At 72.0% G+C, this 22,993-nt stretch carries 19 protein-coding genes and 1 pseudogene; 9 read left to right on the top strand and 11 right to left on the bottom strand.

Translation table 11 applies throughout. The annotated features are described in order from the left end of the window. Nucleotides 1–1,644, top strand: coding sequence for a serine hydrolase domain-containing protein (locus tag ACT3UF_RS08780; RefSeq protein ID WP_441443966.1), 1,644 nt, complete (start codon nucleotides 1–3; stop codon nucleotides 1,642–1,644). Between the two features lie 294 nt (nucleotides 1,645–1,938). Here the strand turns inward: ACT3UF_RS08780 and ACT3UF_RS08775 are convergent, their stop codons facing one another. Further along, nucleotides 1,939–3,309 carry a serine/threonine protein kinase gene (locus tag ACT3UF_RS08775; protein WP_441443965.1) on the bottom strand — a complete coding sequence of 457 codons (1,371 nt, stop codon included), beginning with the start codon at nucleotides 3,307–3,309 and terminating at the stop codon, nucleotides 1,939–1,941. 108 nt (nucleotides 3,310–3,417) lie between these two features. On the opposite strand from ACT3UF_RS08775, the gene ACT3UF_RS08770 reads away from it, so the two are divergent. The 3 genes from ACT3UF_RS08770 to ACT3UF_RS08760 all read left to right on the top strand — a co-directional run bounded on the left by ACT3UF_RS08770 (nucleotide 3,418) and on the right by ACT3UF_RS08760 (nucleotide 5,984). Next, nucleotides 3,418–3,699 (top strand): hypothetical protein, encoded by a 282-nt coding sequence (locus tag ACT3UF_RS08770; protein WP_441443964.1) that lies wholly within the window; start codon nucleotides 3,418–3,420, stop codon nucleotides 3,697–3,699. Between the two features lie 29 nt (nucleotides 3,700–3,728). Continuing rightward, the gene (locus ACT3UF_RS08765) at nucleotides 3,729–4,571 is read left to right on the top strand and encodes a hypothetical protein (protein WP_441443963.1); all 843 of its coding nucleotides are present in this window, start codon (nucleotides 3,729–3,731) and stop codon (nucleotides 4,569–4,571) included. Between the two features lie 117 nt (nucleotides 4,572–4,688). Next, a complete protein-coding gene (locus ACT3UF_RS08760) occupies nucleotides 4,689–5,984 on the top strand; it encodes an alkaline phosphatase family protein (protein WP_441443962.1) in 1,296 nt (431 codons plus the stop codon). Between the two features lie 60 nt (nucleotides 5,985–6,044). On the opposite strand, the gene ACT3UF_RS08755 is transcribed toward ACT3UF_RS08760, so the two are convergent. The 3 genes and pseudogenes from ACT3UF_RS08755 to ACT3UF_RS08745 form a co-directional block, all read right to left on the bottom strand. Further along, entirely contained in the window at nucleotides 6,045–6,578 is a 534-nt protein-coding gene (locus ACT3UF_RS08755; RefSeq protein ID WP_441443961.1) for a hypothetical protein, read from the bottom strand. Nucleotides 6,579–6,718: 140 nt separating this feature from the next. Further along, nucleotides 6,719–7,537 (bottom strand): annotated as a pseudogene (locus tag ACT3UF_RS08750) (alpha/beta hydrolase). A gap of 45 nt (nucleotides 7,538–7,582) precedes the next feature. Continuing rightward, on the bottom strand, nucleotides 7,583–8,893 hold the full coding sequence (locus ACT3UF_RS08745) for an MFS transporter (RefSeq protein ID WP_444608273.1): 1,311 nt from the start codon (nucleotides 8,891–8,893) through the stop codon (nucleotides 7,583–7,585). A 299-nt stretch (nucleotides 8,894–9,192) separates the two neighbouring features. Between ACT3UF_RS08745 and ACT3UF_RS08740 the strand changes: the two genes are divergently transcribed. Then, nucleotides 9,193–11,127 (top strand): solute carrier family 23 protein, encoded by a 1,935-nt coding sequence (locus ACT3UF_RS08740; RefSeq protein ID WP_444608272.1) that lies wholly within the window; start codon nucleotides 9,193–9,195, stop codon nucleotides 11,125–11,127. Between the two features lie 267 nt (nucleotides 11,128–11,394). Beyond that, nucleotides 11,395–11,832 (top strand): OsmC family peroxiredoxin, encoded by a 438-nt coding sequence (locus ACT3UF_RS08735; protein ID WP_444608271.1) that lies wholly within the window; start codon nucleotides 11,395–11,397, stop codon nucleotides 11,830–11,832. Between the two features lie 135 nt (nucleotides 11,833–11,967). On the opposite strand, the gene ACT3UF_RS08730 is transcribed toward ACT3UF_RS08735, so the two are convergent. Then, complete coding sequence (locus ACT3UF_RS08730; protein WP_441443956.1) at nucleotides 11,968–12,531, bottom strand: DUF421 domain-containing protein; 564 nt, start codon at nucleotides 12,529–12,531, stop codon at nucleotides 11,968–11,970. Nucleotides 12,532–12,590: 59 nt separating this feature from the next. Here ACT3UF_RS08730 and ACT3UF_RS08725 point away from each other — a divergent pair, with 59 nt between their 5' ends. Beyond that, nucleotides 12,591–13,523, top strand: coding sequence for a hypothetical protein (locus ACT3UF_RS08725; RefSeq protein ID WP_441443955.1), 933 nt, complete (start codon nucleotides 12,591–12,593; stop codon nucleotides 13,521–13,523). A gap of 265 nt (nucleotides 13,524–13,788) precedes the next feature. On the opposite strand, the gene ACT3UF_RS08720 is transcribed toward ACT3UF_RS08725, so the two are convergent. Continuing rightward, the gene (locus ACT3UF_RS08720) at nucleotides 13,789–15,375 is read right to left on the bottom strand and encodes a solute symporter family protein (RefSeq protein WP_441443954.1); all 1,587 of its coding nucleotides are present in this window, start codon (nucleotides 15,373–15,375) and stop codon (nucleotides 13,789–13,791) included. Next, nucleotides 15,375–15,746 (bottom strand): DUF485 domain-containing protein, encoded by a 372-nt coding sequence (locus ACT3UF_RS08715; protein WP_441443953.1) that lies wholly within the window; start codon nucleotides 15,744–15,746, stop codon nucleotides 15,375–15,377. The genes ACT3UF_RS08720 and ACT3UF_RS08715 overlap by 1 nt, the downstream gene beginning before the upstream one ends. Nucleotides 15,747–16,101: 355 nt before the next feature. On the opposite strand from ACT3UF_RS08715, the gene ACT3UF_RS08710 reads away from it, so the two are divergent. After that, nucleotides 16,102–17,334: an XdhC family protein gene (locus ACT3UF_RS08710; RefSeq protein ID WP_441443952.1), complete on the top strand. Its 1,233-nt coding sequence runs from the start codon at nucleotides 16,102–16,104 to the stop codon at nucleotides 17,332–17,334. A 34-nt stretch (nucleotides 17,335–17,368) separates the two neighbouring features. On the opposite strand, the gene ACT3UF_RS08705 is transcribed toward ACT3UF_RS08710, so the two are convergent. The 4 genes from ACT3UF_RS08705 to ACT3UF_RS08690 are packed head-to-tail and all read right to left on the bottom strand — an operon-like array spanning nucleotide 17,369 to nucleotide 21,822. Beyond that, on the bottom strand, nucleotides 17,369–18,016 hold the full coding sequence (locus ACT3UF_RS08705) for a nucleotidyltransferase family protein (protein WP_442331995.1): 648 nt from the start codon (nucleotides 18,014–18,016) through the stop codon (nucleotides 17,369–17,371). 20 nt (nucleotides 18,017–18,036) lie between these two features. Next, nucleotides 18,037–20,109 (bottom strand): xanthine dehydrogenase family protein molybdopterin-binding subunit, encoded by a 2,073-nt coding sequence (locus ACT3UF_RS08700; protein WP_442331994.1) that lies wholly within the window; start codon nucleotides 20,107–20,109, stop codon nucleotides 18,037–18,039. Next, nucleotides 20,102–21,181: an FAD binding domain-containing protein gene (locus tag ACT3UF_RS08695; protein ID WP_444606244.1), complete on the bottom strand. Its 1,080-nt coding sequence runs from the start codon at nucleotides 21,179–21,181 to the stop codon at nucleotides 20,102–20,104. Before ACT3UF_RS08695 ends, ACT3UF_RS08700 begins: the two co-directional genes overlap by 8 nt. After that, entirely contained in the window at nucleotides 21,178–21,822 is a 645-nt protein-coding gene (locus ACT3UF_RS08690; RefSeq protein ID WP_444606245.1) for a (2Fe-2S)-binding protein, read from the bottom strand. The genes ACT3UF_RS08695 and ACT3UF_RS08690 overlap by 4 nt, the downstream gene beginning before the upstream one ends. 143 nt (nucleotides 21,823–21,965) lie before the next feature. Between ACT3UF_RS08690 and ACT3UF_RS08685 the strand changes: the two genes are divergently transcribed. Continuing rightward, nucleotides 21,966–22,958, top strand: coding sequence for a DNA topoisomerase IB (locus tag ACT3UF_RS08685; protein ID WP_444608270.1), 993 nt, complete (start codon nucleotides 21,966–21,968; stop codon nucleotides 22,956–22,958). Nucleotides 22,959–22,993 lie beyond the last annotated feature (35 nt).

The following is a 22,993-nucleotide window of genomic DNA, read 5'->3' as shown; positions in this document are numbered from 1 at the left end:
ATGCTTGAGACCAGCCACAGCGCCCCTGCTCTGCCCGATTCCGTGACCACCGCCGTCGCCGCGCTGTTCGACGATGCCGTCATCCAGCACCGCACTGCGGGAGTGACCTGGGCGATCATCGGCGGCCACGGCCACCAGCAGGCGGTGCTCGCCCACGGCGCCGCCGGAGCGCGGGAGCTCACCGGCGGCGTGCAGGCCGCCGGCTCCGGGCCGATGGAACGAGGGACCGTCTCCCGCATCGCCTCGATGACGAAGTCCTTCACCGCCGCGACCATCCTCGCCCTGCGGGACGAGGGCCGGCTGCGCCTGGAGGATCCCGTCTCCGCCTATGTCCCCGAAGCCGCCGGAGCCTTCGACCTCGCTGCCGACGACCGCGAACCCACCCTGCGCGAGCTGCTCACCATGAGCGCTGGGCTGGTGACCGACAATCCCTGGGGTGACCGCCAGGAGGCGATGACCCGGGAGGAGTTCGCGGCCATGCTGCGGGGCGGGCTCGGACACGTGCACCGTCCCAGCACCGGCTTCGAGTACTCCAACACCGGGTACGCGCTGCTCGGCAGGGTGATCGACGAGATCACCGGCAGCGACTACACCCACGAGATCCGGCGCCGCTTCCTCGAGCCGCTCCGCCTGGGCGCCACCGGCTGGTCGGAAGCCGAGATCGACACCGCGCAGCTGGCCACCGGGCACCGCCTGGCCGATCGCACCGACGCCAGCCGCTTCGAGCCCGTGCCGCTGGACTCCCCCGGCGTGTACGGAGCGATGGCCGGGCTGTTCTCCACTGTGGATGACGTGGCCGCCTGGGTGCGCTTCCTCGCCGCGGCCGACGCCCCCGACGCCGCGCAGCGCTCGACCGGCCCGCTGGCCACCGCCTCCCGGCGCGAGATGCAGCAGCTGTACCGCCACCAGGCGCTCCCGGCACATCCCGCCGTCCGCGGCACCTCCGCTGTCACGCCCGCCGTCACCGGCACTGCCGCCGCACCCGGCACCGCCGCCACCCCCACGAGTACCGGCGCCGCCGGCCCTGCCGCCTCTGCCGCCCTCTCGCCCGGCTTCGACCGGGTGCGCGGTTACGGATTCGGCCTGGTGGTCGAGGACTTCCCGGACCTCGGGCAGGTCATCTCCCATTCGGGCGGCTACCCCGGGTACGGCTCCTTCATGGTCTGGCACCGTGACTCCGGGGTGGGGGTGGTGGCGCTGGCGAACTCGAAGTACGCCCCGGCGACTCCCCTGTCGATGCAGACGCTGCGCCTCCTCCAGCAGGAGGTCCCCAGGCTGCTGGCCCGGCGCCCGGTGCAGGCCGCCGCCCGCACCCTCGAGGCGGCCGACGCGGCGCTGCGGTGGCTGTGCACGGACGATGACACCGTGGCCGAGGCCTGGTTCGCGGACAACATGGACCTCGACGTTCCCCGCGAGGAACGCCGACGCCGCTTCAGCGCCGCGCTCACAGCCTCCGGGGTCGAGATGGGGAGGCTCGAGCAGCTCCGCGTCCAGGACGCCCAGGTGCTCAGCCGTGCCCAGCTGCGCTGGACGGTGCCCGGCCGGGGCGACGGCGCACCCTCGCTGCGGATCGACCTGCTGATGGATCCTCGGCGCGGGGCGCTGCTGCAGTCGCTGGACACCATCGCCGTCGCCGCCCGCTGAGAGCGGTCGCGAGCTGAAGGTCGCCGCCCGCTGAAGACCGTCGCGGCCTGAGCCTCAGCCTGCACTGCGGCCTACGTGGCGATCTACGTGGCACCCACGGGCCGCCATCCCCTCTCAGCTGTCGCACAAGGACCGGCCAAGCGACAGTTCAGAGGGGATCGCGCGCGAGGAACACGAGAGGAACACGAGAGGCACTCCAGAGGAGGCGTCAGCACCAGCGAGCCTTCGCGCGCGGGGTACTCGAGAGGCACTCCGGCGCACTCGCGAGGTGGCGTCAGCACCAGCGAGCGCGTCTCAGGAGAAGGAGTAGCCCTCGCCGTCGGCGGCGAGGGTGCAGGAGAGGTAGTCACCGTCGGCGGTGAGCGCGATGATGCCCTCGTCCTCGGCGACGCACTCCTGCCCCGGCTCGACCTCGGCGAAGGAGGCATCGATGCTGCTGACGGGACCAGCCGTCCCCCCGAATGCGGAGGCGGGGCTGTCGTTGAAGACCATGAGCAGCACAGCCGCGACGATCACGCCTAGCACCAGCGCGGCCCCCGCCCCGAGCGCCACCGCGATCAAGGTGCCACGGTTGCGCGCCCCGTTCTGGCCGGTGAACCCGGTGGAGGTCTGAGTGGCGGTGAAGCCCTGGGGATTGAATCTGCCCGCCTGCTGCGGCGGGGTGCCCGGCGGGGTCTGCTGCGCCCACTGCGGACCGGTCTGCGGGGAGGGGGAGCCTGAGCTGAAGCCCTGCTGCACCTGCCCGGCACGGATCGCCTCGAGCGAGGACGGAGCGACCTGAGGTGCTGGGCGTTCGGGACGCGCGGCGCCGGGGGCGTTCTCCGGCATCGGGTCCAGGGTGTCGATGAACTCGAGCGGCGCGCCGTCGGCATGCGCCAGCGGATAGCCCTGCGGGACGCGCGGCAGATCGCGGCGCACAGACTCGGCGTCCTGGTAGCGATCCTCGGGCTGCGCAGCGACCAGGCGACGGATCACGGCCGAGAGCTTCGGGGTGACGCCCCGCAGGTGCTGGGTCAGCTCATCGGGGCGGAAGGCGCCGTCATGCAGTTTGATCGACCCATTGAGCGCGACCAGTGCGACGACCCCGGCGGCGTAGAGGTCATGGGAGGGTGCCGGCTCCGCCATCGAGAACAGCTCCGGCGCCATGTAGCCGGGGGTGCCGTTGACCATGCCCACATGGGTGAAGCGCACGTCGGTCTCGTGGACCGCGATGCCGAAGTCGGCGAGCCGGGAGGCGGGGTGAGCACGTCCGCGCGCCTCGAACATGATGTTCGCGGGCTTCACGTCGCGGTGGATCCAGCCCTCGGCGTGCACATGCGCAAGGCCGTCCAGCAGCTGGTCGAGGATCACCACCACGGCGGGTTCGCCGAGCTTGCCCTTCTTCTTCACGACGGACTCGAGCGTTCCCCCGGAGATCAGCGGCATCGCGATCACCACGTGCTCGTCCTCCGCGCCCCAGCCGTAGGGGGTGAGCAGGTGCGGGTGATCGAAGCTGACGCCCTTCTCGCGCACGAAGCGCATCAGGTCCGCGGAGTCGCGCTGTCGCAGGACCTTCGCAGCGCAGAGCTCCTGGGCCTTCGAGTCCCAGGCACGCCAGACGGACCCGGATCCGCCCTTCGCGATCAGGTCGATGAGCGCGAAGCGCCCGACAATAACGTCAGCCATAATATTTCCAGCATAACGTCAGAAAGCGGGGCGGCGTTATGCTGGCAGTGATCTCAGCGGTCCGGGGCACCCGCCCGTGACCCGTGCATCGCATCCGAGGGGGCATTCGTGAGCATCGTCGCCGGGAGCGTCATCGCCTTCGGCGGCGACCCCTTCTGGGACCCTGTCCCCTTCTCGTGGCCGCTGCTGCTGATCCTGATCGCCCTCTGCCTGCTGCTCACTCTCGGTGTCGTCGTCTGGCTGGTGGTCCAGCCGGAGGAGCCCGAGACCAGCACCAAGCCGCTGGTCGACAAGGCGGTCCGGCACGATCGCGAGACCGCGGCGACCATCCGGCGGCGGCTCGATGCGGACAGCGGCCGGGCCGACCCCGCGGACCCCGAGCTGAGATGACGGCCCGGGAGGCCCAGGAGGCCCCGGTCATGCGGCGACGCTCTCTGGCCGCGCTGCTCACCGTCCCCGGCGCCCTCCTGCTGACCACCGGCTGCGGCGGCCCTCGGCCGGTCCCCACCTCCACCGATATCGCCCGCGACCCGCTCGCCTCGCTCGACCCCGCCGTATGGAACGCGCGCTCCGCCCAGGAGCTGCGTGGCCTGAGCATCCAGGGCGCGGCCGAGGAGCTGGACGGCTGGGCCGATCTCAGCGCCGACGACAGCGTCCTCGACTCGGCTCGCGACCTCCTCACCACTTTCGTGAGCGCCGCCTATCTCGCGCCCGAGGACCTGCGCGGCCTGGACGACGAGGCCGCGCACGACCACATCGCGAAGAACTCCCCCGAGTTCTGGCGGGACGGGCTGCGCACGGCCTGGGACGACGGGAACCGTCTCTTCTATGCGATCGCGCTCGCCGAGCCGTTCCGCACCGTCGGCCGCCCCGCGCTCGCCGCCGGCTGGCACCGCACCGAGCATGAGGAGGGCCCAGCCCTCGCCCTCGGAGCCACCATCGCCTGGACCGCCATCGACACCGCGACCCGTGCCGTCGGGCTGTTCGCCTACCGCCTCGGGATCGTCGCCCAGATCGCCGAGGACGGCAGCGTCGCCGATGCCGCGATCCGCCTGACCATCCACGGCCTCGATGGCTGCGGGATCGCCGAGCAGGAGGGACTGCTGGTCCCGGCGCTCGCCGACGACGAGTTGCACCGCGCGGTGCAGAAGGCCACCAAGGAGGAGGTCCTCGCCTCTCCCCACATCCCGCTCGACGACCTCCTGGACCAGGATTCCCCGCTGTTCGCCGGGGACGATCTCACCTACGTCACCTGCGACTGAGCCTTCGCACACGCTGTTCATCTTGCGGTGGCCCGGTGCTCACCGGGCCCTCGTGTCGTGGCCAGAGGACCCTCCTATGGTTCCTGGACTGCTGTCGAGGACCTGAGGAGGTGTCCCATGAGCCGCTCTCGCACCCTGCTGCTCGCCGTCGACGGGCTCGATGAGAACGACCTCGAGATGCTCCGCGACGCCGCCGCGCCCGTTGACGGCGACAGCCGGTTCCCAGTGCTGTCACGGACCGTGCTCACCGGGATGACGGAGCTGCGGATCCGCCCGGGGGGACCCTCCGAGCCCGCACCGGCGCTCGCGAGCCTGATCACGGGGGCATCCGTCGCCCACACCGGGGTCGCCACCGCGGAGCCCTTCGCCCTGGACCGTCCCGAGAGCCGCTCCGCCTGGTATGCGAGCTCGATGGCGGCGCCCACCCTGTTCACGCAGGCGCATGCGGCAGGGCTGGTGACGGCGGCGCTGCAGTGGCCCGCGACCGCTGGCGCCGAGATCGATCTCTGCCTTCCCCTGGTCGAGGACCTGCACCGCTATCGCACTCGCTGGGAGATGGCGGTGGCCACCAGCTCGTCGCGGATGGTTGCGGAGCATCTCGCCCTCCGCCGCGAGGCCGGGGTCCAGCTCTCCCAGGTCCCTCCCGACGATCTTGTCGCCGAGATCGCCGCCGAGGCGCTCGAGCGCGGACACATCGATCTGCTCGCCGCACGACTGACCGGGCTCGCGATCACGCGCCGCACCCTCGGTCCCGGGACGGCACAGGCGCAGCGTGCCCTGCTGGACACCGCCGACGTCCTCGAGCAGATCCTCACCGCCTTCGCGCCCGTTGCCGAGGATCGGGTGCTCCTGGTGCCGGGGCGGCCGCTGATCCCCACCACCCTCCTGGCCCATCCCAACACGACGCTGGCGGCGCATGGCCTGCTCCGCGCCGAGGGGAACCGCCTGGAGGACGTCGATGCGCTGGTCTGGCCGGACGGCCCCCGCGGGGTGGTGCATGTACGGCGCGAGGCGGGTGCCGCGGCCCGCACTGACGCCCTCCGCGCGCTCAGCACTCTCAGCGAGGTCAGCGCGCATGGCCGGCTGTCGCTGCGGCAGGTGGACGACGGCGTGGGAGCCAGCGATCAGACCGATGTGATCGCGGTGCTCGAAGGAGACCGCGGGACAGTCTTCGGGCTCTCCGCCACGCATCGCTCGCTGGTGGAGGGGGACGACCCCTACTACGCAGGCCCATGCACGGTCAGCGACCCGTCGGCCGTCGCCGTCGTGCTCGCCTGCGGGCCGGGACTGCCGGCGAGCACCGTCGAGGGGTCATGGGCCGACCTCGGTGTGACGCTCGCGCACGCGATCGGGCTCAGCCTGCCCGGCGCGACCGCGGCCGGCATGAGCGCTCCGGCTGCAGCGACCGCCTGACCGCGGCTCCTGCCGAGGACAACCAGCGGGACGTGGTCTCCGCCGGACGACGACCAGTGCTCAGCGGGCGCGACGCGCTCCCCTGCCCAGGACGGCCCGGAGGCGGGCCAGGAGCCCGGGCGGCGGTGGGGCCAGCCGGTCCCGCAGCTCGTCGAGGGCGGGGGCGTGGTGCACGATGTGGTGGCGGCCGTCGTGCAGCGCCGGGTGCGGGGGCGGGCCGACGACCCCTGCGGGTGAGACCTCCAGCGAGCGCACGATGCGGACGCGGCGCGTGCGGTCGGCGTCCATCACCACCTCGAGGGAGTCCGGAGCAGCACCGAGCTCCGCGAGGATCTCGGCGCGCAGGCGTGCGAGGGCCGCATCGAGCGCTGCGGATGCTGCGGGATCGGCTCGCACGGCCTCGCCGATCGGCACCACCACCAAGTTGCCGTCCACGTCGATGATCCCGTCGATCACCTCGTGGCTCCCGACGGCGCGTCCCTGGTCTCGCAGCGTGAGCTGCTGCAGCACCAGCCGCAGGGTTCCTGCCGTGGAGTGCACGATCAGGGCGTCACGGATCTCTGCCAGCACGGAGCGGCTGCCGGTCCAGGTCATGCTCTCGCTGTGATGACTGCTGTCGCTGCTGCTGCCACTGCTGCTGCCATCACTGCTGCAGCTGTCATCGCTGCCGTCACTGCGGCTGACCCGCTGATCGCCTCGCGCCATGAGGCACAGGGTAACCGCAGGCGGTGAACTCAGTGAGCGGCGCCGCCGTCCATCCCCAGCGCGCCGCGCACCGCGGCGATCTGGAACCGGCGGGCACGCTGCGAGGCAGGTCCCTCCCCGCGGATCGCGACGGCGTGGGAGGCCTCCGGGATCTCGAGGTACTCGTGCTCGGCGCCAGCCGCGGTGAGCGCACTGTCCAGCCTCCGGGCATCGGCGATCAGCTCGTCGTGAGAGCCCGTGACGAGGTGCACCGGGGGCAGGGCGGACAGCCCTCCCAGCAGCGGGCTGAGGCGCGGCTCTGTGCGCGGGACCCCGCCCGCATACAGGCGGGCTGCGGTGCTCAGCTCCTCCAGCCCGTGCTCCTCCCGGCTGAGATCGACCCAGGGGGATTCGAGCAGAAGCGCGGCCGGTGCCTCGTGGGTGCTCTCGGCGAGCACCTAGGCGACTGCGAGGGCGAGTCCGGCGCCCGCGCCGTCCCCCGAGAGGACCCAGCGGCCGGGGCGCAGGATCGCTGCTTCGGCCATGCCGTCGAGGGCGTGGAGGACGTCCTCGATCGCGGCCGGGTAGCGGTGGCGCGGCGCCAGACGGTAGTGGATCATCGCGCCCGCGGCGCCGGAGCGTCGGGCGATCTCCTCGAGCCAGCTCCAGGTCTGCGGGCTCTCACCGCGCAGGTAGCCGCCGCCATGGAGGTGAACGATGGTTGCGGCCCCCGCGAGCTCCTGGTCGAGCCAGGTGACGGGCACCTGTCCGTGCCGACGGCGCTCCACCCGGGACGGGGCGGCGACGGCGCGCGAGGGCGTGGAGGGCCGCTGGGAGGCCAGGATGCGCAGGGTGCGGACGAGGCTCATAGGAGCATCCTGCCACGGAACCGCCTGTCGGCAGGGGTCTCCCGCTCAGGCCGCGATCTCGTCGTCGACCATCCGCGGGAGCGCCGCGCGGAAGCCCGAGACCGCCATCACCAGGCCGGTCGCTGCGAGGAACCACAGCACCGCGTCCGAGGAGCCGGTGGCTCCCAGCAGCGCGCCGGCCACGATCGGACCGAGCGCGGCCAGGATGTATCCATAGGGCTGGGCCATCCCGGAGAGCCGGGCCGTGACCAGCGGGTTCCGGGTGCGAGCGGGCAGCAGCGCGATCGCGGTGGGGAAGACGAAGCCGCCGATCCCCAGGACGCAGGCCCACAGCATCGGGCTCACGCCGGGCGCCAGCAGCAGACCGATGTAGCCGGCCGTGGTGAGCAGACCGAAGCCGCCCACGATCCAGCGCAGTCCGCGCACCTTCGCGATCACGCTCGGCATCACGAGCCCGCCCACCAGGCCCCAGCCTGCGATCACGGCGACGAGCACCCCGGCGCGGGCAGGGGTGACACCGGCGTCGGTGAGGATCTGCGGGAGCATCCCGAACTGGGTGTACGCATTCAAGGACTGCATCGAAAAGGTCACCATCAGCGCGATCGCGGTCGGCGAGCGCAGCAGCGAACCGCTGAGCTCCCCACGGGGCGGGGCCGGCGGGAAGTCGTGACCGGTGCGGGTCAGGACGATCGCCCAGACCACCACCGGGACCACCACGATGATCCCCCAGAACCGCAGCGAGTCCTGCCAGCCGTCGGCCGCACCTCCTGCGAGCGGCACCGCGAGAGCGGCACCGAGCGAGCCGCCGATCGCGAGCATCACGCTGTACAGGGTCATCAGCGCCACCGTGCGTGCCCCGCCGTGGAGCTTCACCCATGCCGGCACCAGCACGTTGCCGAGCGCGGGTCCCAGCAGACCCAGCACCGACAGCGCCACGAACACCGAGAACAGCTCGGAGACGGGCCGCAGCAGCAGCCCGATCGCGACCAGCACGAAGGAGGCGACGATCGCACCGGTCAGCCCCACCCGGCGGGAGATCGGGACCGCCAGCAGCCCCAGCACGCCGAAGGCGAGGCACGGCAGGGCGGTCAGCAGCCCCGAGGCGAAGGCGCCCTGCCCATAAGCGCCCACGACGCTCTCCATCAGGGGGCCGACGCCGGTCGCGCCGGGGCGCAGGTTCAGTGCGATGGTCGCGATGGCCAGCACAGCGAGCACGGTGCCGACGGCTGTGGTGCGCGCGGGGACCCGGGCCGTCGCGGCAGGGGCAGCCGGGGCAGCCGGGGCAGCCGCGGCGGCGCCGCCCTGAAGCTCGTCGGTCGGGCAGGGGGCGCTGTCGCGGGGCGGGGAAGTCGTCACCGCACCCTTCTACCCCGCCGGCGCAGGAGAAGCCACCTGTTGCCTTCGATCTCACCCGCTCCGCCTGCCACCGCTCTCATCCGCCGCTTCCCCCTGCCCCGCTCGACCGCTTGCCCATCCCCGCTCCGCCTGACCCGCTCCGCCTGACCCGCTCCGCGCGTCCCATCTCACCCCTCTCCCCCGCGGGCGCTCTGCTCCCACAGCGGCGCCGGGGCCTACTCTGGTGCGCGGCCGTCCCGTCGGCCCCGCCTCCTCCCCCACGTCGAGACCTCCACCCTCGACGGACCTCAAGGATCCTGATGACCACCGCCGCAGCGCAGAGCGTCCCCGCAGCCCGCACCCATCCCGTCGACCAGGTGCCGCCTCCTGCCAGGCTGGGCGTACTCTCCGTGCAGCACGTGCTGGCCTTCTACGCCGGTGCGGTGATCGTGCCGCTGCTGATCGCCTCGGGCCTGAACCTCACGGCCGAGCAGACCATCCACCTGATCAATGCGGACCTGTTCACCTGCGGCATCGCCACCCTGATCCAGTCGGTGGGCTTCTGGAAGGTAGGCGTGCGCCTGCCGATCATCCAGGGCGTGACCACCACCGCGGTGAGCCCGATCATCGCGATCGGCCTGGCCGCGACCGGCGGTGAGGGCGGCGCCGAGGGGCTGCCGATGATCTACGGCTCGATCATCGTGGCGGGTCTGTTCACCTTCCTGGTCGCCCCGTACTTCGCGAAGATCCTGCGGTTCTTCCCGCCGGTCGTGATCGGCACGGTGCTGACCACCATGGGCATCACCCTGCTGGGCGTCTCCGCCGGGGACATCACCAACTACGCCGAGGGCACGCCCGCCGCCCGCGACATCCTCTACGCCCTGGGCACCCTCGGGATCATCGTGCTGGTGCAGCGCTTCTTCCGCGGCTTCCTGGGCACCATCGCAGTGCTGCTGGGCCTGGTGATCGGCACCGTCGTCGCCGTGCTGCTGGGCGACACCTCCTTCAGCGGCGTCACCGAGGCGTCCGCCTTCGGGGTCACCACGCCCTTCTACTTCGGCATCCCCACCTTCTCGGTCACAGCGATCATCTCGATGATCATCGTCATGCTGATCACGATGGTGGAGACCACCGGTGACGTCTTCGCCGCGGGCGAGATCGTGGGCAAGCGCATCCGCCCCAAGAACATCTCCGAGGCGATCCGCGCCGATGGTCTGTCGACCCTGCTGGGCGGGGTGCTGAACTCCTTCCCCTACACCTGCTTCGCGCAGAACATCGGCCTGGTGCGACTGACCCGCGTGAAGTCCCGCTGGGTGGTCGCCGGGGCCGGCGTGCTGATGATCATCCTCGGCGTGCTGCCGAAGGCCGGCGCCGTGGTCGCGGCGATCCCCTCCCCCGTGCTCGGCGGCGCCTCCCTCGCCCTGTTCGCCTCGGTGGCGCTGGTGGGCATCCAGACCCTGTCCAAGGTGGACCTCACCGACAACCGCAACTCCGTGATCGTGGGCACCTCCCTGGGCCTGGCCATGCTGGTGAGCTTCAAGCCCGACATCGCGGGCGTGTTCCCCTCCTGGGCGCAGGTGTTCGTCTCCTCCGGCGTGACCGTCGGCGCGATCAGCGCGATCGTGCTGAATGTGCTGTTCTTCCACATCGGCCGCCAGCGCGGTGCGAACGTCGCCACCACCGCCGCGGGTGAGCGGATCGGCATCGACGAGGTGGGCGAGATGGACCGCGAGACCTTCGTGACCACCTTCGGCTCCCTGTTCAACGGCGCCACCTGGCCGCTCGAACGGGCCTGGGACGCCCGGCCCTTCGCCGACGCCCCCGCCCTGCGGGCCGCGATCGAGGACGCGGTGCTCTCTGCGGAGCGTGCCGAGCAGGACACGCTCGTGGCCAGCTACCCGGACATGGCCACCCTGGTCACGGCCGACGAGGAGCAGGCCGGCGCGATCAGCCAGGACGTCGGCTCCTTCGCACTGGAGAACCTCACCGAGGAGGACGTCGAGGCGGTGCGCGACCTCTCCGCCCGCTACGCCGAGAAGTTCGGCATTCCCTTCGTCGCCTTCCTGGGCCGCACCGACTCCTTCGCGAAGATCATCGAGAACGGGGTGCGGCGGTTGGACCACTCGTCGGAGCACGAGCGCCGGGTCGCGCTGACCGAGGTCGCGGAGATCGCCGGGGACCGCTTCGGGATCATGGTGGCCGACGCGAACCCGATCGGCTCCGCCTGGATCCGCAAGTTCGAGTCCCTGCAGTAAGCGCGCGGGCCGGAACGCTGCAGAGGGGCCGCCCCACCCACACGGCCCCGGCTCCGCTCGCATACCTCCAGTTCTGCTCCATGGCGACTCATGCGCGCGCCCGGATGAGTCCTGCAGGGCGCAGAACTCCGCCACGCACCGGCGCGGCAGCGCGTGCGGGCGCCTCAAGGACGAACGGTCCTTCCCGTTCGGCGCGGGCCGGGACTACGGTGGGAGGCGAGCGCCCTCTGCGGCAACGCGGGGCGACCATCGACCGAAGGAGTCACCATGCCCCGTCCCGTCACCTCCACCGCGTCCACCGCCTGGAAGGGCGACCTGCTCTCCGGTTCCGGCACCACCACCCTGGAGACCTCCCAGCTCGGCACCATGGACCTCAGCTGGAAGGCTCGCGCCGAGGAGTCCGCACAGGGCACCACCTCCCCCGAGGAGCTGCTGGGTGCCGCGCACGCCGCCTGCTACTCCATGCAGTTCTCGAACATGCTCGCCGAGAACGACACCCCTCCCACCGCGGTGGATACCAGGGCCGACGTCACCTTCAACATCGCCGAGGGCGGCATCACCGGGATCGCGCTGACGGTCACCGCGCAGATCGACGGGATCGAGGACGCCGACTTCCAGCGCATCGCTGAGGAGGCCAAGAGCAGCTGCCCGGTCTCGAAGGCACTCGCCGCCGTGAACATCACCCTGGAGGCGAAGCTCGCCTGAGCCTCGCCACCACCCGACGCTCCGGCGTCGGGCCCCGGCCCCGGCCCCGCACCTTCGCTGGTGCGGGGCCGGATGCTTGCGGACGTGCAGCGAGGCAGGCGCGGGTGCGACTGGCGTGGACGGGGGCGGACCCGCTCAGTGCATCAGTGAGCGAGGGATGATCTCCGCACCACGCACATTGCGCACCAGGCGCTCGTCGATCATCTCGCCGCGGCGCACGATGGTCAGCCCTCCGCGCGGCTCGAGGATCACCAGGTCGGTGTCGATCACGTGGCGCACGCCGCCGCGCCGCAGCAGCGTCAGCAGCTGCGTCTCGCGCAGCCCCAGATGGCGAAGATGCCAGCGGAGCACATGGCCATGGACCATCACCACCGTCGGCCGCGGCCCGCGCCGGGTGAAGATGCGGTCGACACCGAGCCGGAGCCTGCCCAGGAGGAACTCGAGCACCAGCAGGGTGGTCACCGCGATCAGCCCGCCCACCAGCGTCGGTGTGTTGCCGAGGATCGCGCGGGCGACGAGGGAGCCCAGCAGCGCCATCACCGCGAAGCTCAGCATCGACGGGTTCGCGCTGAGCCGTGGCCCGGCGACCTGGAGGATCAGGGTGAAGATCAGGTAGAGCACGATGCTCGCGATGAGCACGCCCAGCGCTCCCGCGGGCGACGCCCCGATCTGGAACCAGAGCTCCTCGAAGAAGGTCATGGGCCCATTCTCCCGCATCTCCCCGCCGCCCCGTCGCGGTGACGGACTACGGTCGGGGCATGCAGCCGATCCCCCGCCACTGGGCCACCATCCGCGAGACCGTCACCGTCCCCGGCGGGGACGAGTGGGCACTCACGATCCATGGCGCCTCCGACACCTCGCCCGAGGACGCCCAGCGCGATGCGCGTGAGCGCCTGCAGCGCGTGGCCGCGGCCGGAGGCCCCGAGCGACGGACAGACAACGGACTGGAGTACTACCCGCTGCGACGCCTTCCGGAGGAGCTGCTCGAGGAGCTCCACGGGCCCGACGACACCCTGATCGCGGCGATCACCCGCAACCGCTACGGCTCGGCGGTGCTGAACACCGATGCGGTGCTGATCAGCGACATCGACTTGGTCGAGCCGTCCTCGACGGACCGTGTGACGGCGGGCGGCGGAGGGCTGCTCTCGCGTCTGTTCGGCGGCCGCCGCGCGGAGGAGCTCACCGAGCAGCAGCAGGATCCGGACGCCTTCGGCCTGCGCTCACCGGGTCGTCGGGGGGAGCATCACGAGCGCACCCTGGCCCTGATCGAGGACTTCCGCGCCCTCCATCCCGAGCTGGGGGTGCGCACGTACCGCACCCGCAACGGCTTCCGTCTGCTGATCACCGGCAGCGGCGCGGCACCGTCGAGCGAGCGTGCGAAGAAGCTGATGGGGCAGGTGCGCAGCGATGAGCTGTACATGATCCTGTGCCGGGTCCACGACACCTATCGGGCGCGCCTGACCCCGAAGCCCTGGCGCGTGGAGGTGGACCGCTTCGAGGAGCTCGGCACCCGCACCGCGACCGATGACATCCACCGCGAGTGGGTGGAGCGCTACCGGACCGCCTCTGCGGAGGTGGCCGTGTGCCGGCTCCTGTCGAGCACCGGCCCCGCACCGGACCCCGTCGAGCAGCAGATCATCGACCTGCACGACCGGGCGGTGCGTCCGGAGTCGGGGCTGCGCCTGGCCTGAGCTCGCCCGGCCGATAACGGGTGGCGAGGTCCCTGCCTCGTGCGACAACCTCTTGCGCAGCTCGTCCGGCTCTTCGACCGCGACGCAGTCCACGGCAGGGTTACCGGTGAACGGCCCGGCGGCCGGGGATGCAGAGTTCTGCGCCCGCGAGGACCGATGCCGGATTCCGGATCGGTCCTCGCGGGCGCAGAACGTGGTCACTGGACCGTCGAGCCGCTGGGCAGCGCCGACATGCAGGGCTCCCCCGCCGGCCGCTCGCACCTGCTCAGTGGTCGATGGCCGCCTTTTCGGAGCCCGCACCGGTCATGGAGCGGACCTCCATCTCGGCCTGCTTGAGCTCGTTGTGCTCCGAGGAGGTCACCGAGCCGAGCCAGCCGAGGAAGAAGCCCAGCGGGACCGAGATGATCGCGGGGTTCGTCAGCGGGAACCAGGCGAAGTCGGCGCCGGGGATCATCGCCGTCTCGGAGCCGGAGACGACCGGGGAGAAGGTGATGAGGAACAGGGCGCTGAACAGGCCGCCGTAGATGCTCCACAGCGAGCCGCGGGTGTTGAACCGCTTCCAGTACAGGGAGTACAGGATCGAGGGCAGGTTCGCGCTGGCGGCGATCGCGAAGGCGAGCGAGACCAGGAAGGCAACGTTCTGCTCGGCGGCGAGGATGCCGCCGACGATCGAGACGGCGCCGATCACCAGCGCGGTGCGCCGGGCCACTGCGATCTCCTTCTTCGGATCGGCCTGGCCGCGCTTGATCACCCCGTTGTAGATGTCGTGCGCGAAACTCGCCGAGGCGGTGATCGTCAGGCCCGCCACCACCGCGAGGATGGTCGCGAAGGCCACCGCGGAGATGATGGCCATCAGCACCGTGCCGCCCACGGCATAGGCGAGCGCGGGAGCGGCGGAGTTCGATCCGCCCGGGAGGTCGCCGATCACGTCGACGCCCACCATGTAGGCGGCACCGAAGCCGAGCACCAGGGTGCACAGGTAGAAGAAGCCGATCAGGGCGATCGCCCAGACCACCGAACGGCGGGCCTCCTTCGCAGTGGGCACCGTGTAGAAGCGCATCAGCACGTGAGGCAGCCCTGCCGCGCCGAACACCAGCGCGATCGCGAGGGAGACGAAGCCCAGCTTCGAGGACCCGGAGGTGCCGTACTGGAGCATCGGCTCGAGGATCGCGGTACCGTCCGGATGCGCCTCCACCGCCTGGCCGAGCACCGCGGAGAGGTTGAAGCCGTTCAGGGCCAGGATCCACACGGTGGTGACGCCGACGGCGGTGATCAGCAGCACCGCTTTGATGATCTGCACCCAGGTGGTGCCCTTCATGCCGCCGATGAGGACGTAGAGGATCATGACGACGCCGACGACGGCGATCACGATCGACTGCCCGACCCGCCCTTCGATGCCGATCAGCAGGGAGACCAGTGCGCCGGCACCGGCCATCTGAGCGAGCAGGTAGAAGAAGGTGACCGCGAGCGTCGAGGTCGCGGCGGCGGTGCGCACGGGACGCTGGCGCATGCGGAAGCTGAGGACGTCCGCCATCGTGTACTTGCCGGTGTTGCGCAGCGGCTCGGCGACCAGCAGCAGCGCCACCAGCCAGGCCACCAGGAAGCCGACGGAGTACAGCAGGCCGTCATAGCCGTAGAGGGCCACGGCCCCGACGATGCCGAGGAACGAGGCGGCCGAGAGATAGTCGCCGGCGATGGCGATGCCGTTCTGGCGACCGGAGAAGGCACGGCCGCCGTGGTAGAAGTCGCTGGCGCTGGTGGTGGTCCGAGACACCCTGATGACGACCACCAGGGTGACGACCACGAAGGCCAGGAAGATCGCGATGTTGAGGACGGGATTGCCGAATTCCATCAGAGATCACCTTCCAGCTCGATGCGGATCTTCGAGGAGATCGGGTCGAGGGACTTGTTCGCGTGGCGGATATAGAGCCAGGTGATCAGGAAGGTCATGAGGAACTGGCTGAAGCCGAGGATGATCCCGAGGTTCAGGTTCCCCAGCACGTGGATCGACATGAAGCCCTCAGCGTAGGTGGACAGCAGCACGTAGGCCAGGTACCAGACCAGGAAGGCGATGGTCATCGGGATCGCGAAGCCGCGGAAGTTGCGACGCAGCTGGCCGAACTCCTCGGACTGCTGGACGGCGAGGAACTGTTCGGGGGTGGGGGACGACGGACTGCCGGGATCCGGCGTCGTCCCGGGGGACGCGTGGGACGGGGTGCTCACGGTGCACAACTCCTTCGTTCTGCGGGGACACCCAGTGGGGAGCAGGGTGTCGCTCGTGCGCAGTGACAGTAGCAGTTGTGATGGCGACCACAAGAAACGTTCGTCCGGAAAGCGTCGGGGCCGTCCTCACCCGCGCGCGACGTCGGAGCGGTGTTTCGAGAGCCCGTTGCTGATGGTGCCGCACGAGGGACCAGAAGTTTCGATGCCGGGGATCCGGCCGACGGGACATGCGGGGCCCGGCATGTCGCGCCGGCGCCGGACGCCCGGTTCCCGGGCCTCAGGCCACCCCATCCAGGCTCCCGGTCACCCGGTCGGGATCATCGATCCGGCGAGAGGTCGCGCATAGGGTGGGCCTGTGCTCGATGTCCTGGCGATCGCCCAGCAGCGGCTGACCTGTGCTTCCGACCCCGTGGCCTGTGCCGTCGCGACCATCGTCGCGACGCAGGGCTCGGTGCCCCGGCCCGTCGGCACCTCGATGCTGGTCGGCGCCGACGGCTCGCTGCACGGCTCCCTCTCCGGCGGATGCGTCGAGGGCGCGGTCCTCGAGGCCTGCCAGGAGGCGATGGAGACCGGGGACGCCGCGGTGCACCGCTTCGGGTTCAGCGAGGAGGACGCCTTCGCCGTCGGATTGATGTGCGGCGGCTCCCTGGACGTGCTCGTGCAGCCCTTCATGCCCCCGTCGGCCGAGGATTCCGAGGCGGTACGGAGCCTGCTGGGGCTCACCGTCGACGGGCGCCCGCCCGCCGCGTATGTCACGCAGGTGCCACGAGACGCCGCCCCGCCGCTGGCCGCCCTCGTGCCCGGCAGCGGACCGGACGAGGTGCGACAGTCACTCGCTCCGCTGCTCCCCGGCGCACAGCTCGCAGACGCCGTCTCCCAGGTCGCGGGGATGATCCGCGAGGGCCGCACCGGCACGATCCGGCTCGCCCCGCAGAACGAGGGCGCGCCATCGAGCGGGGGCACGCCACCGAGCGTGGGCGCCCCGCCGAGGGGTAGCGCGCCGCCGAGCGCGGGTGCACCGCCGAGCGAGCTCTTCGTCGAATCCCGCACCCGGCCGGCGCATCTGGTGGTGCTCGGAGCCAACGCCTTCGGACAGTCGCTGGTCGAGGCCGCCCGCCCGCTGGGGCTGCGGATCACCCTGTGCGATCCCCGGCCGGCGTTCACCGATCCGGCATCGTTCCCGGGCGCGGAGGTGGTGCGCGCCTGGCCCCACCGGTTCCTGGCCGACGCCGCCCAGTGCGGTGACCTCGATCCCCGCAGCATGATCTGCGTGCTCACGCATGATCCGAAGGTCGACGTGCCGGCTCTCTCGGCCGCGCTGGAGCTCGACGTCGCCTATGTGGGGGCGATGGGGTCCCGGCGCAGCGATCGTGATCGACGGGCCGCCCTGCGGGAGGCCGGGGTCGGGGAGGAGGCGCTGGCCAGGCTGCGCTCCCCGATCGGACTCGACCTCGGCGCAGACACCCCCGCGGAGGTCGCCGTCTCGATCCTCGCGGAGATCCTCGCCGTGCGCGCGGCCCGCGGGACGGTGGAGCCGCTGCGCGATGGGAGCGGGCCGCTGCACGTGAGCCGCGGCCCCCGCGCCTGAGGGGTCAGCCCGAGGCGCCCAGGCGCCTGAGGGATCAGCCCGGGGTGCCCAGGCGCCAGAGCTGCTCGGGGAGGTCGAGGTCCGCGCCGTCCTCGAGGTCCGTGCAGTCCACCAGCTGCACGAGCTCCCGCTGGCCTCGCAGCAGCTCGCGGGCCCCCACCTCGTGATGCGCGGCGTCCGCCGCGGCGGCGGTCCAGCGAGCGTCGAAGAGCACCGGATGGCCCCGGCGGAGCCGCCCGGAGGCGTCACGGTGCGCGGCGGCGGTGATCTCCCCGCGGCGGTGGGCGGCGAGCACCCGGGCCACCTCCTCGGCGCTCACCCCGGGCCGATCCACCGGGGTGACCAGCACGTCGCGGCCGGGGCCGATCGCGGCCAGGCCCCTCTGCAGCGAGGTCCCCATCCCCTGGCGCCAGTGCGGGTTCTCCCGCGCCTGCACGCCGGGGACTGCCGCCACCGCGGCCCGCACCCGTGCCGCCTCCGCCCCGATGACCACCACGACCTCGGCGCAGCCACCACCGAGCAGCGCCCCGGCGAGGTGCTCGACCAAGGTGAGGCCGCGCGTCACCAGCAGCGCCTTGGGGCCACGGCCGAGGCGGGTGCCGGCACCCGCGGCGAGGATCAGGCCGACGGGCGGCTCAGCCTCGCCCCCGGGCCGCGGGCGGTCGGCCCCGGGAACGCTCACCGAGGCAGGGCCGGGCGCGCTCACCGAGGCAGGAAGGCGCTGCCGAACACGGGCAGGTCACGCACCCGCACCCCGGTGGCGTGGTGGGCGGCGTTGGCGATCGCCGCCGCGGCACCGACGATGCCGATCTCGCCGATGCCGCGGGCACCGAGCGGTCCGGCCTGCGGATCCTCCTCGTCCAGCCAGTGCACCTCGAGGGAGCGGATGTCGGCGTTGACGGGCACGTGGTATTCGGCCAGGTCGTGGTTGACGACGTGGCCGAAGCGGGGATCGAGCTCGCCCTTCTCATGCAGCGCCATCCCCGCGCCCATGGTCATCCCGCCGAGGAACTGCGAGCGGGCGGTGCGGGGGTTGATGATCCGGCCGGCGGAGAACACTCCGAGCATGCGGTCCAGGCGGATCTCTCCGGTGTTCTCCTGGATGGCGACCTGTGCGAAGTGGGCACCGTAGGAATGCATCGCGAACTTTTCCTCGGCAGGGTTCTCCCCCGCCTCCCCGGTCGCTTCGGCGCCCTCGGCAGGCGCCTGGCCGTGCTCGCGGCGGAAGGTCTCCGCGGCGGCGATGACCGCCGCGCTCCAGCTGGCCATGCCGGTGGACCCGCCTGCGACGGTCGCGTTCGGCAGCGCGGTGTCGCCGATCTGCAGGGCGATCAGGTCCGGGTCCACCTCGAGGGCGTCGGCCGCGACCTGGGTCAGCGCGGTCCAGGTGCCGGTGCCGAGATCCGCGGCGCCGATGCCCACCTCGAAGGTGCCCGCCGCGTGACGGATCCGGGCGATCGAGCCGGGCTGGCGGGCGGCGGGATAGGTCGCAGAGGCGACACCGCTGCCGATCAGCCACTCGCCCTCCCGGCGCGCGCGGGGCCGCGGGTCACGCTCGCCCCAGCCGAAGCGCTCGGCACCCTCGCGCAGGCAATCGATCAGGCGGCGCTGGTTGAAGGGCAGGCCGGTGTCCGGGTCGAGCTCGGGCTCATTGCGCACGCGCAGCTCGATGGGGTCCACGCCGCAGGCCTCGGCGAGCTCGTCCATCGCGATCTCCAGGCCCACCATGCCGGGCGCCTCCCCGGGGGCGCGCATCCAGGAGGGGACGGCGAGGTCCAGCGGGAGCACCCGCTGGGTGAGGTGCCGGTGCTTGCCGGCATACATCTGGCGGGCGGGCTTGATCGCCTCCTCCGGGAATTCCTTGGTGCGGGAGGAGCTGGAGACGGCGTCGAGGGCGAAGGCGCTGATGGTGCCGTCGGCCCGGGCTCCGATCCGGAAGTGCTGCGAGGTGGCCGGGCGGTATCCGGTGATCGCGAACATGTGCTGGCGGGAGACCGCGTACTTCACCGCGCGGCCGGGCACGGTGCGGGCGGCGAGGGCCGTGAGCATCATGTCCGCGTGGGGCACGCCCTTGGAGCCGAAGCCGCCGCCGACATGGGGGCTGATGATCCGCAGCTGCTCGGGGTCGATGCCGAGCATCGGGGCGAGCGCCTCCCGGGCCGGGTGGACGCCCTGCGTGGAGGTCCACAGGGTGAGGTCATCGCCGTCCCAGCGCGCGATGGTCGTGTGGGGCTCCATCGGGTTGTTGTGCTCGAGCGGTGTGGAGTAGCGCTGGTCCACGACGATCTCGGCGGCGGCGAGCGCGGCCTCGACGTCCCCGGTCTCGACGTCATCGGCGCCGTCCTCCGGCTCCCGCACGTCCGGGTGATCGGGACGGAAGCGGGCATCGTGGGGAGCGGCCTCGGTCGTGATCGCGACGAGGTCGGCGGCGTGGCGGGCCGTCTCCGGGGTCTCGGCCAGGACGGCGCCGAGGTACTGGCCGTGGAACCCGATCCGGTCGTCCTGGAGGATCGCCAGCTCTCCGTCCTCGGTATCGGCCAGGCGGGGCGCGTCCTGGTGAGTGAGCACCCGTGCCACCCCGTCGAGGGCGAGCGCAGCGGCGGCGTCGATCGCGGTGACGCGGCCGCGGGCGATCTTCGAGCACAGCGGGTAGAGGTGCAGCGGGTTCTCGACGGGATGCTCGTAGGCATAGGGGGCGCGGCCGCGCACCTTGTCCGGACCGTCGATCCGCACCCGGCCGGTGCCGATCGCGGAGGCACGCAGCAGGTCACTCATCACGGGCCTCCTCAGGCTCCTCGGGCTCCTCGGCGAGACCTGCGAGCTGCGCGAGCACGCTCACCATCACGCCCTGGGCCATGGGCAGCTTGAACTCGTTGCCCTCGACGGGCCGGGCCTGCTCGAGCTCGGCGGCCGCGGCCCTGCGGAACGTCTCGCGGGTGGCGGGCGCCCCGGCCAGGAGCTCCTCGGCGCGGCGGGCACGCCAGGGGGCGTGGGCGACCCCGCCGAGGGCGATTCGTGCGGAGCGGATCCTCGGTGCCGTGGCGCGCTGTCCGGGATCGCCCGGCTCGGCGTCGCTCGGTCCGGGGTCGCCCGGCTCGAGGTCGAGCAACGCCGCGACCGAGACCAGCGCGAAGGCGAAGGACGCGCGATCGCGGATCTTGCGGTAGGTCGATCGCGCCGAGCGCACCGGCGGCGGCAGCTCGACGGCGGTGATCAGGTCGCCGTGCTCGAGCACGGTGTCGCGCTCGGGCTCGGCGCCCGGGAGGCGATGCAGGTCGGTGAGGGGGATCCGCCGTTCCCCGCCGGTGCCGAGCACCACCACGGTGGCCTCGAGCGCGGCCAGCGCTACCGCCATGTCGGAGGGGTGGGTCGCGATGCAGTGCTCGGAGGCGCCGAGGATCGCGTGATAGCGGGTGTAGCCGCCGATCGCGGAGCAGCCGGAGCCCGGTTCGCGCTTGTTGCAGGGGGTGGTGGCGTCCTGGAAGTACACGCAGCGGGTGCGCTGGAGCAGGTTCCCCCCGGTGGTGGCGGCGTTGCGCAGCTGACCGGAGGCGCCCGAGAGCAGGGCGCGGGAGAGCATCGGGTAGTCGCGGCGCACCCGGGGATCGGCGGCGAGGTCGCTGTTGCGGACCATGGCGCCCAGGCGCAGGCCGCCCCCGTCGAGCTCCTCGATGTCCGCGAGGTCCAGGCGGCCGAGGTCGACCAGCAGCTCGGGCGCAGTGATCCCGAGCTTGAGATGGTCCACCAGGTTCGTGCCCCCGGCCAGGTAGGTCGCGTCAGGCCGCTCCGCGACCGCGGCGACGGCGGCGGCGGGATCGCTCGCCCGTTCGTAGTCGAAGGGTCTCATCGTGCGTCCTCTCCGGTTGCGGCCTGCGCCGTCCGGTGCGCCGCGGGCTGCGCCGCCTGCTGCGCCGTCTGTGGCGCTGCGGGTTGCGCCGCCTTCCCCACCGCCTGCTGCACGGCAGCGACGATGTTGACGTAGGCGCCGCAGCGGCACAGGTTCCCGCTCATCCGCTCGCGGATCTCGTCCTCGGTGAGCTCGACCGGGCGGCCCGGATCTGCGTCCACCGGGCTCGCGTCCTCGGGATCGGCGCCTACGGGGTCCTCGGTGACCACGCTGGGGCGCCCGTCGGCCGCCTCCCGGAGCACTCCGGCGGCGGAGCAGATCTGGCCGGGGGTGCAGTAGCCGCACTGGAAGGCGTCCTGGTCCAGGAAGGCCTGATGGAGGTCGGAGAGCTCGCCGTCGGGTGCGAGCCCGTCCGAGGTGATGACCTCCGCGCCGTCGACGGAGACGGCCAGCGCCAGGCAGGAGTTGAGGCGCCTGCCATCGATGAGCACGGTGCAGGCGCCGCACTGGCCGTGGTCGCAGCCCTTCTTCGGGGAGGTGTTCTCGAGATGGTCGCGCAGGGCATCGAGCAGGGTGGTGCGGGGGTCCACGATCAGCTCATGCTGCTGACCGTCGATGACGAGGTGCACTGGATAGCCCATCGGGCGCCTCCGGATCGGGTCGGGATTCGAACCTACTGTCCTCGGAGGTGCTCGGCAACCGGTCGCGCGCGCACCGACCGATCGTTCGCCCGCGCTCTGGGTGCGGGTCCTACGATCCCGTCATCCGTTCCGGGAGGAGAGCCATGGCGCGTCTGCATCGGGTGTCCCCGGAGCGCGACCCGGGCCTGTCCCGCTCCCTGACCTCGCGGGGCACCGTGCGCCTGACCCGGCCCGACGGTCGCGTCGCGAGTGGCCGCGATCGGCGCCGCGTCGAGGCGCTGGTCATCCCGCCCGCCTGGAGCGAGGTGTGGATCTGCGCGGACCCCCTGGGGCACATCCAAGTGGTGGGCACCGATGCCGCCGGGCGCCGGCAGTACCTCTATCACCCGCAGTGGCAGTCCCGGCGCGGCCGCAGCAAGTACGAGCGGGCGCTCGACCTCGCCGAGACGCTTCCGAGGGCCCGCGCCCAGGTCACGCGGGCGCTGCGGGGCGAGGACCTCGACCGGGAGCGAGTGCTGGCCACCGCCTTCCGCCTGCTGGACCTCTCGGCCGTGCGGATGGGTTCGACGGCCTCCCTGCGCAGCGGGCGCAGCCGGGGCCTGACCACGCTGCAGCGCCGGCACGCCCGGGTCGACGGCCCGGTGGTGACGCTCGCCTTCCGCGGCAAGAACCGGATCGAGCATCAGCTGGAGCTGGAGGACGAGGACCTCGCCTCCTCGATCAGGCAGCTGATCGTCGGCGACCCGCGCACCCTCCTGCTGAGCTGGCGGGAGGGCCGCCGACGCCGCTCACTCACCCCTGCCCTCGTCAACGAGCACATCGCAGCCGTCACGGGTGGCGCCTTCACCGCGAAGGACTTCCGCACCCTGCACGGCACCGTGATCGCCGCGCAGACCCTCGCCGATATCGGGCCGGTGCGCGGTCGCCGTGCCCGTGCGCAGGCAGAGCGGGCAGCGGTGCAGGCCACGGCGAGCGCGCTCGGGAACACCGTGGCGGTCGCGCGCAGCTCCTACATCGACCCCCGGGTGCTGACCCGGTATCGGCGGGGGGGAGCTGCTGGCCGGGTCGCGCAGCCCGGAGGCGGCGCTGCGGGATCTGCTGCGGGGATGACCGTTGGGGATGACCGGTGGACATGACCGGTGGGGCATGACCGCACCCCGGGCACGGCCGC

This window comes from Brachybacterium sp. AOP24-D1-21, assembly GCF_052378665.1.
Classification (GTDB): Bacteria; Actinomycetota; Actinomycetes; order Actinomycetales; family Dermabacteraceae; genus Brachybacterium.
The sequence above is the reverse complement of the archived record's forward strand: the minus strand, read 5'-3'. Positions and strand labels throughout refer to the sequence as shown.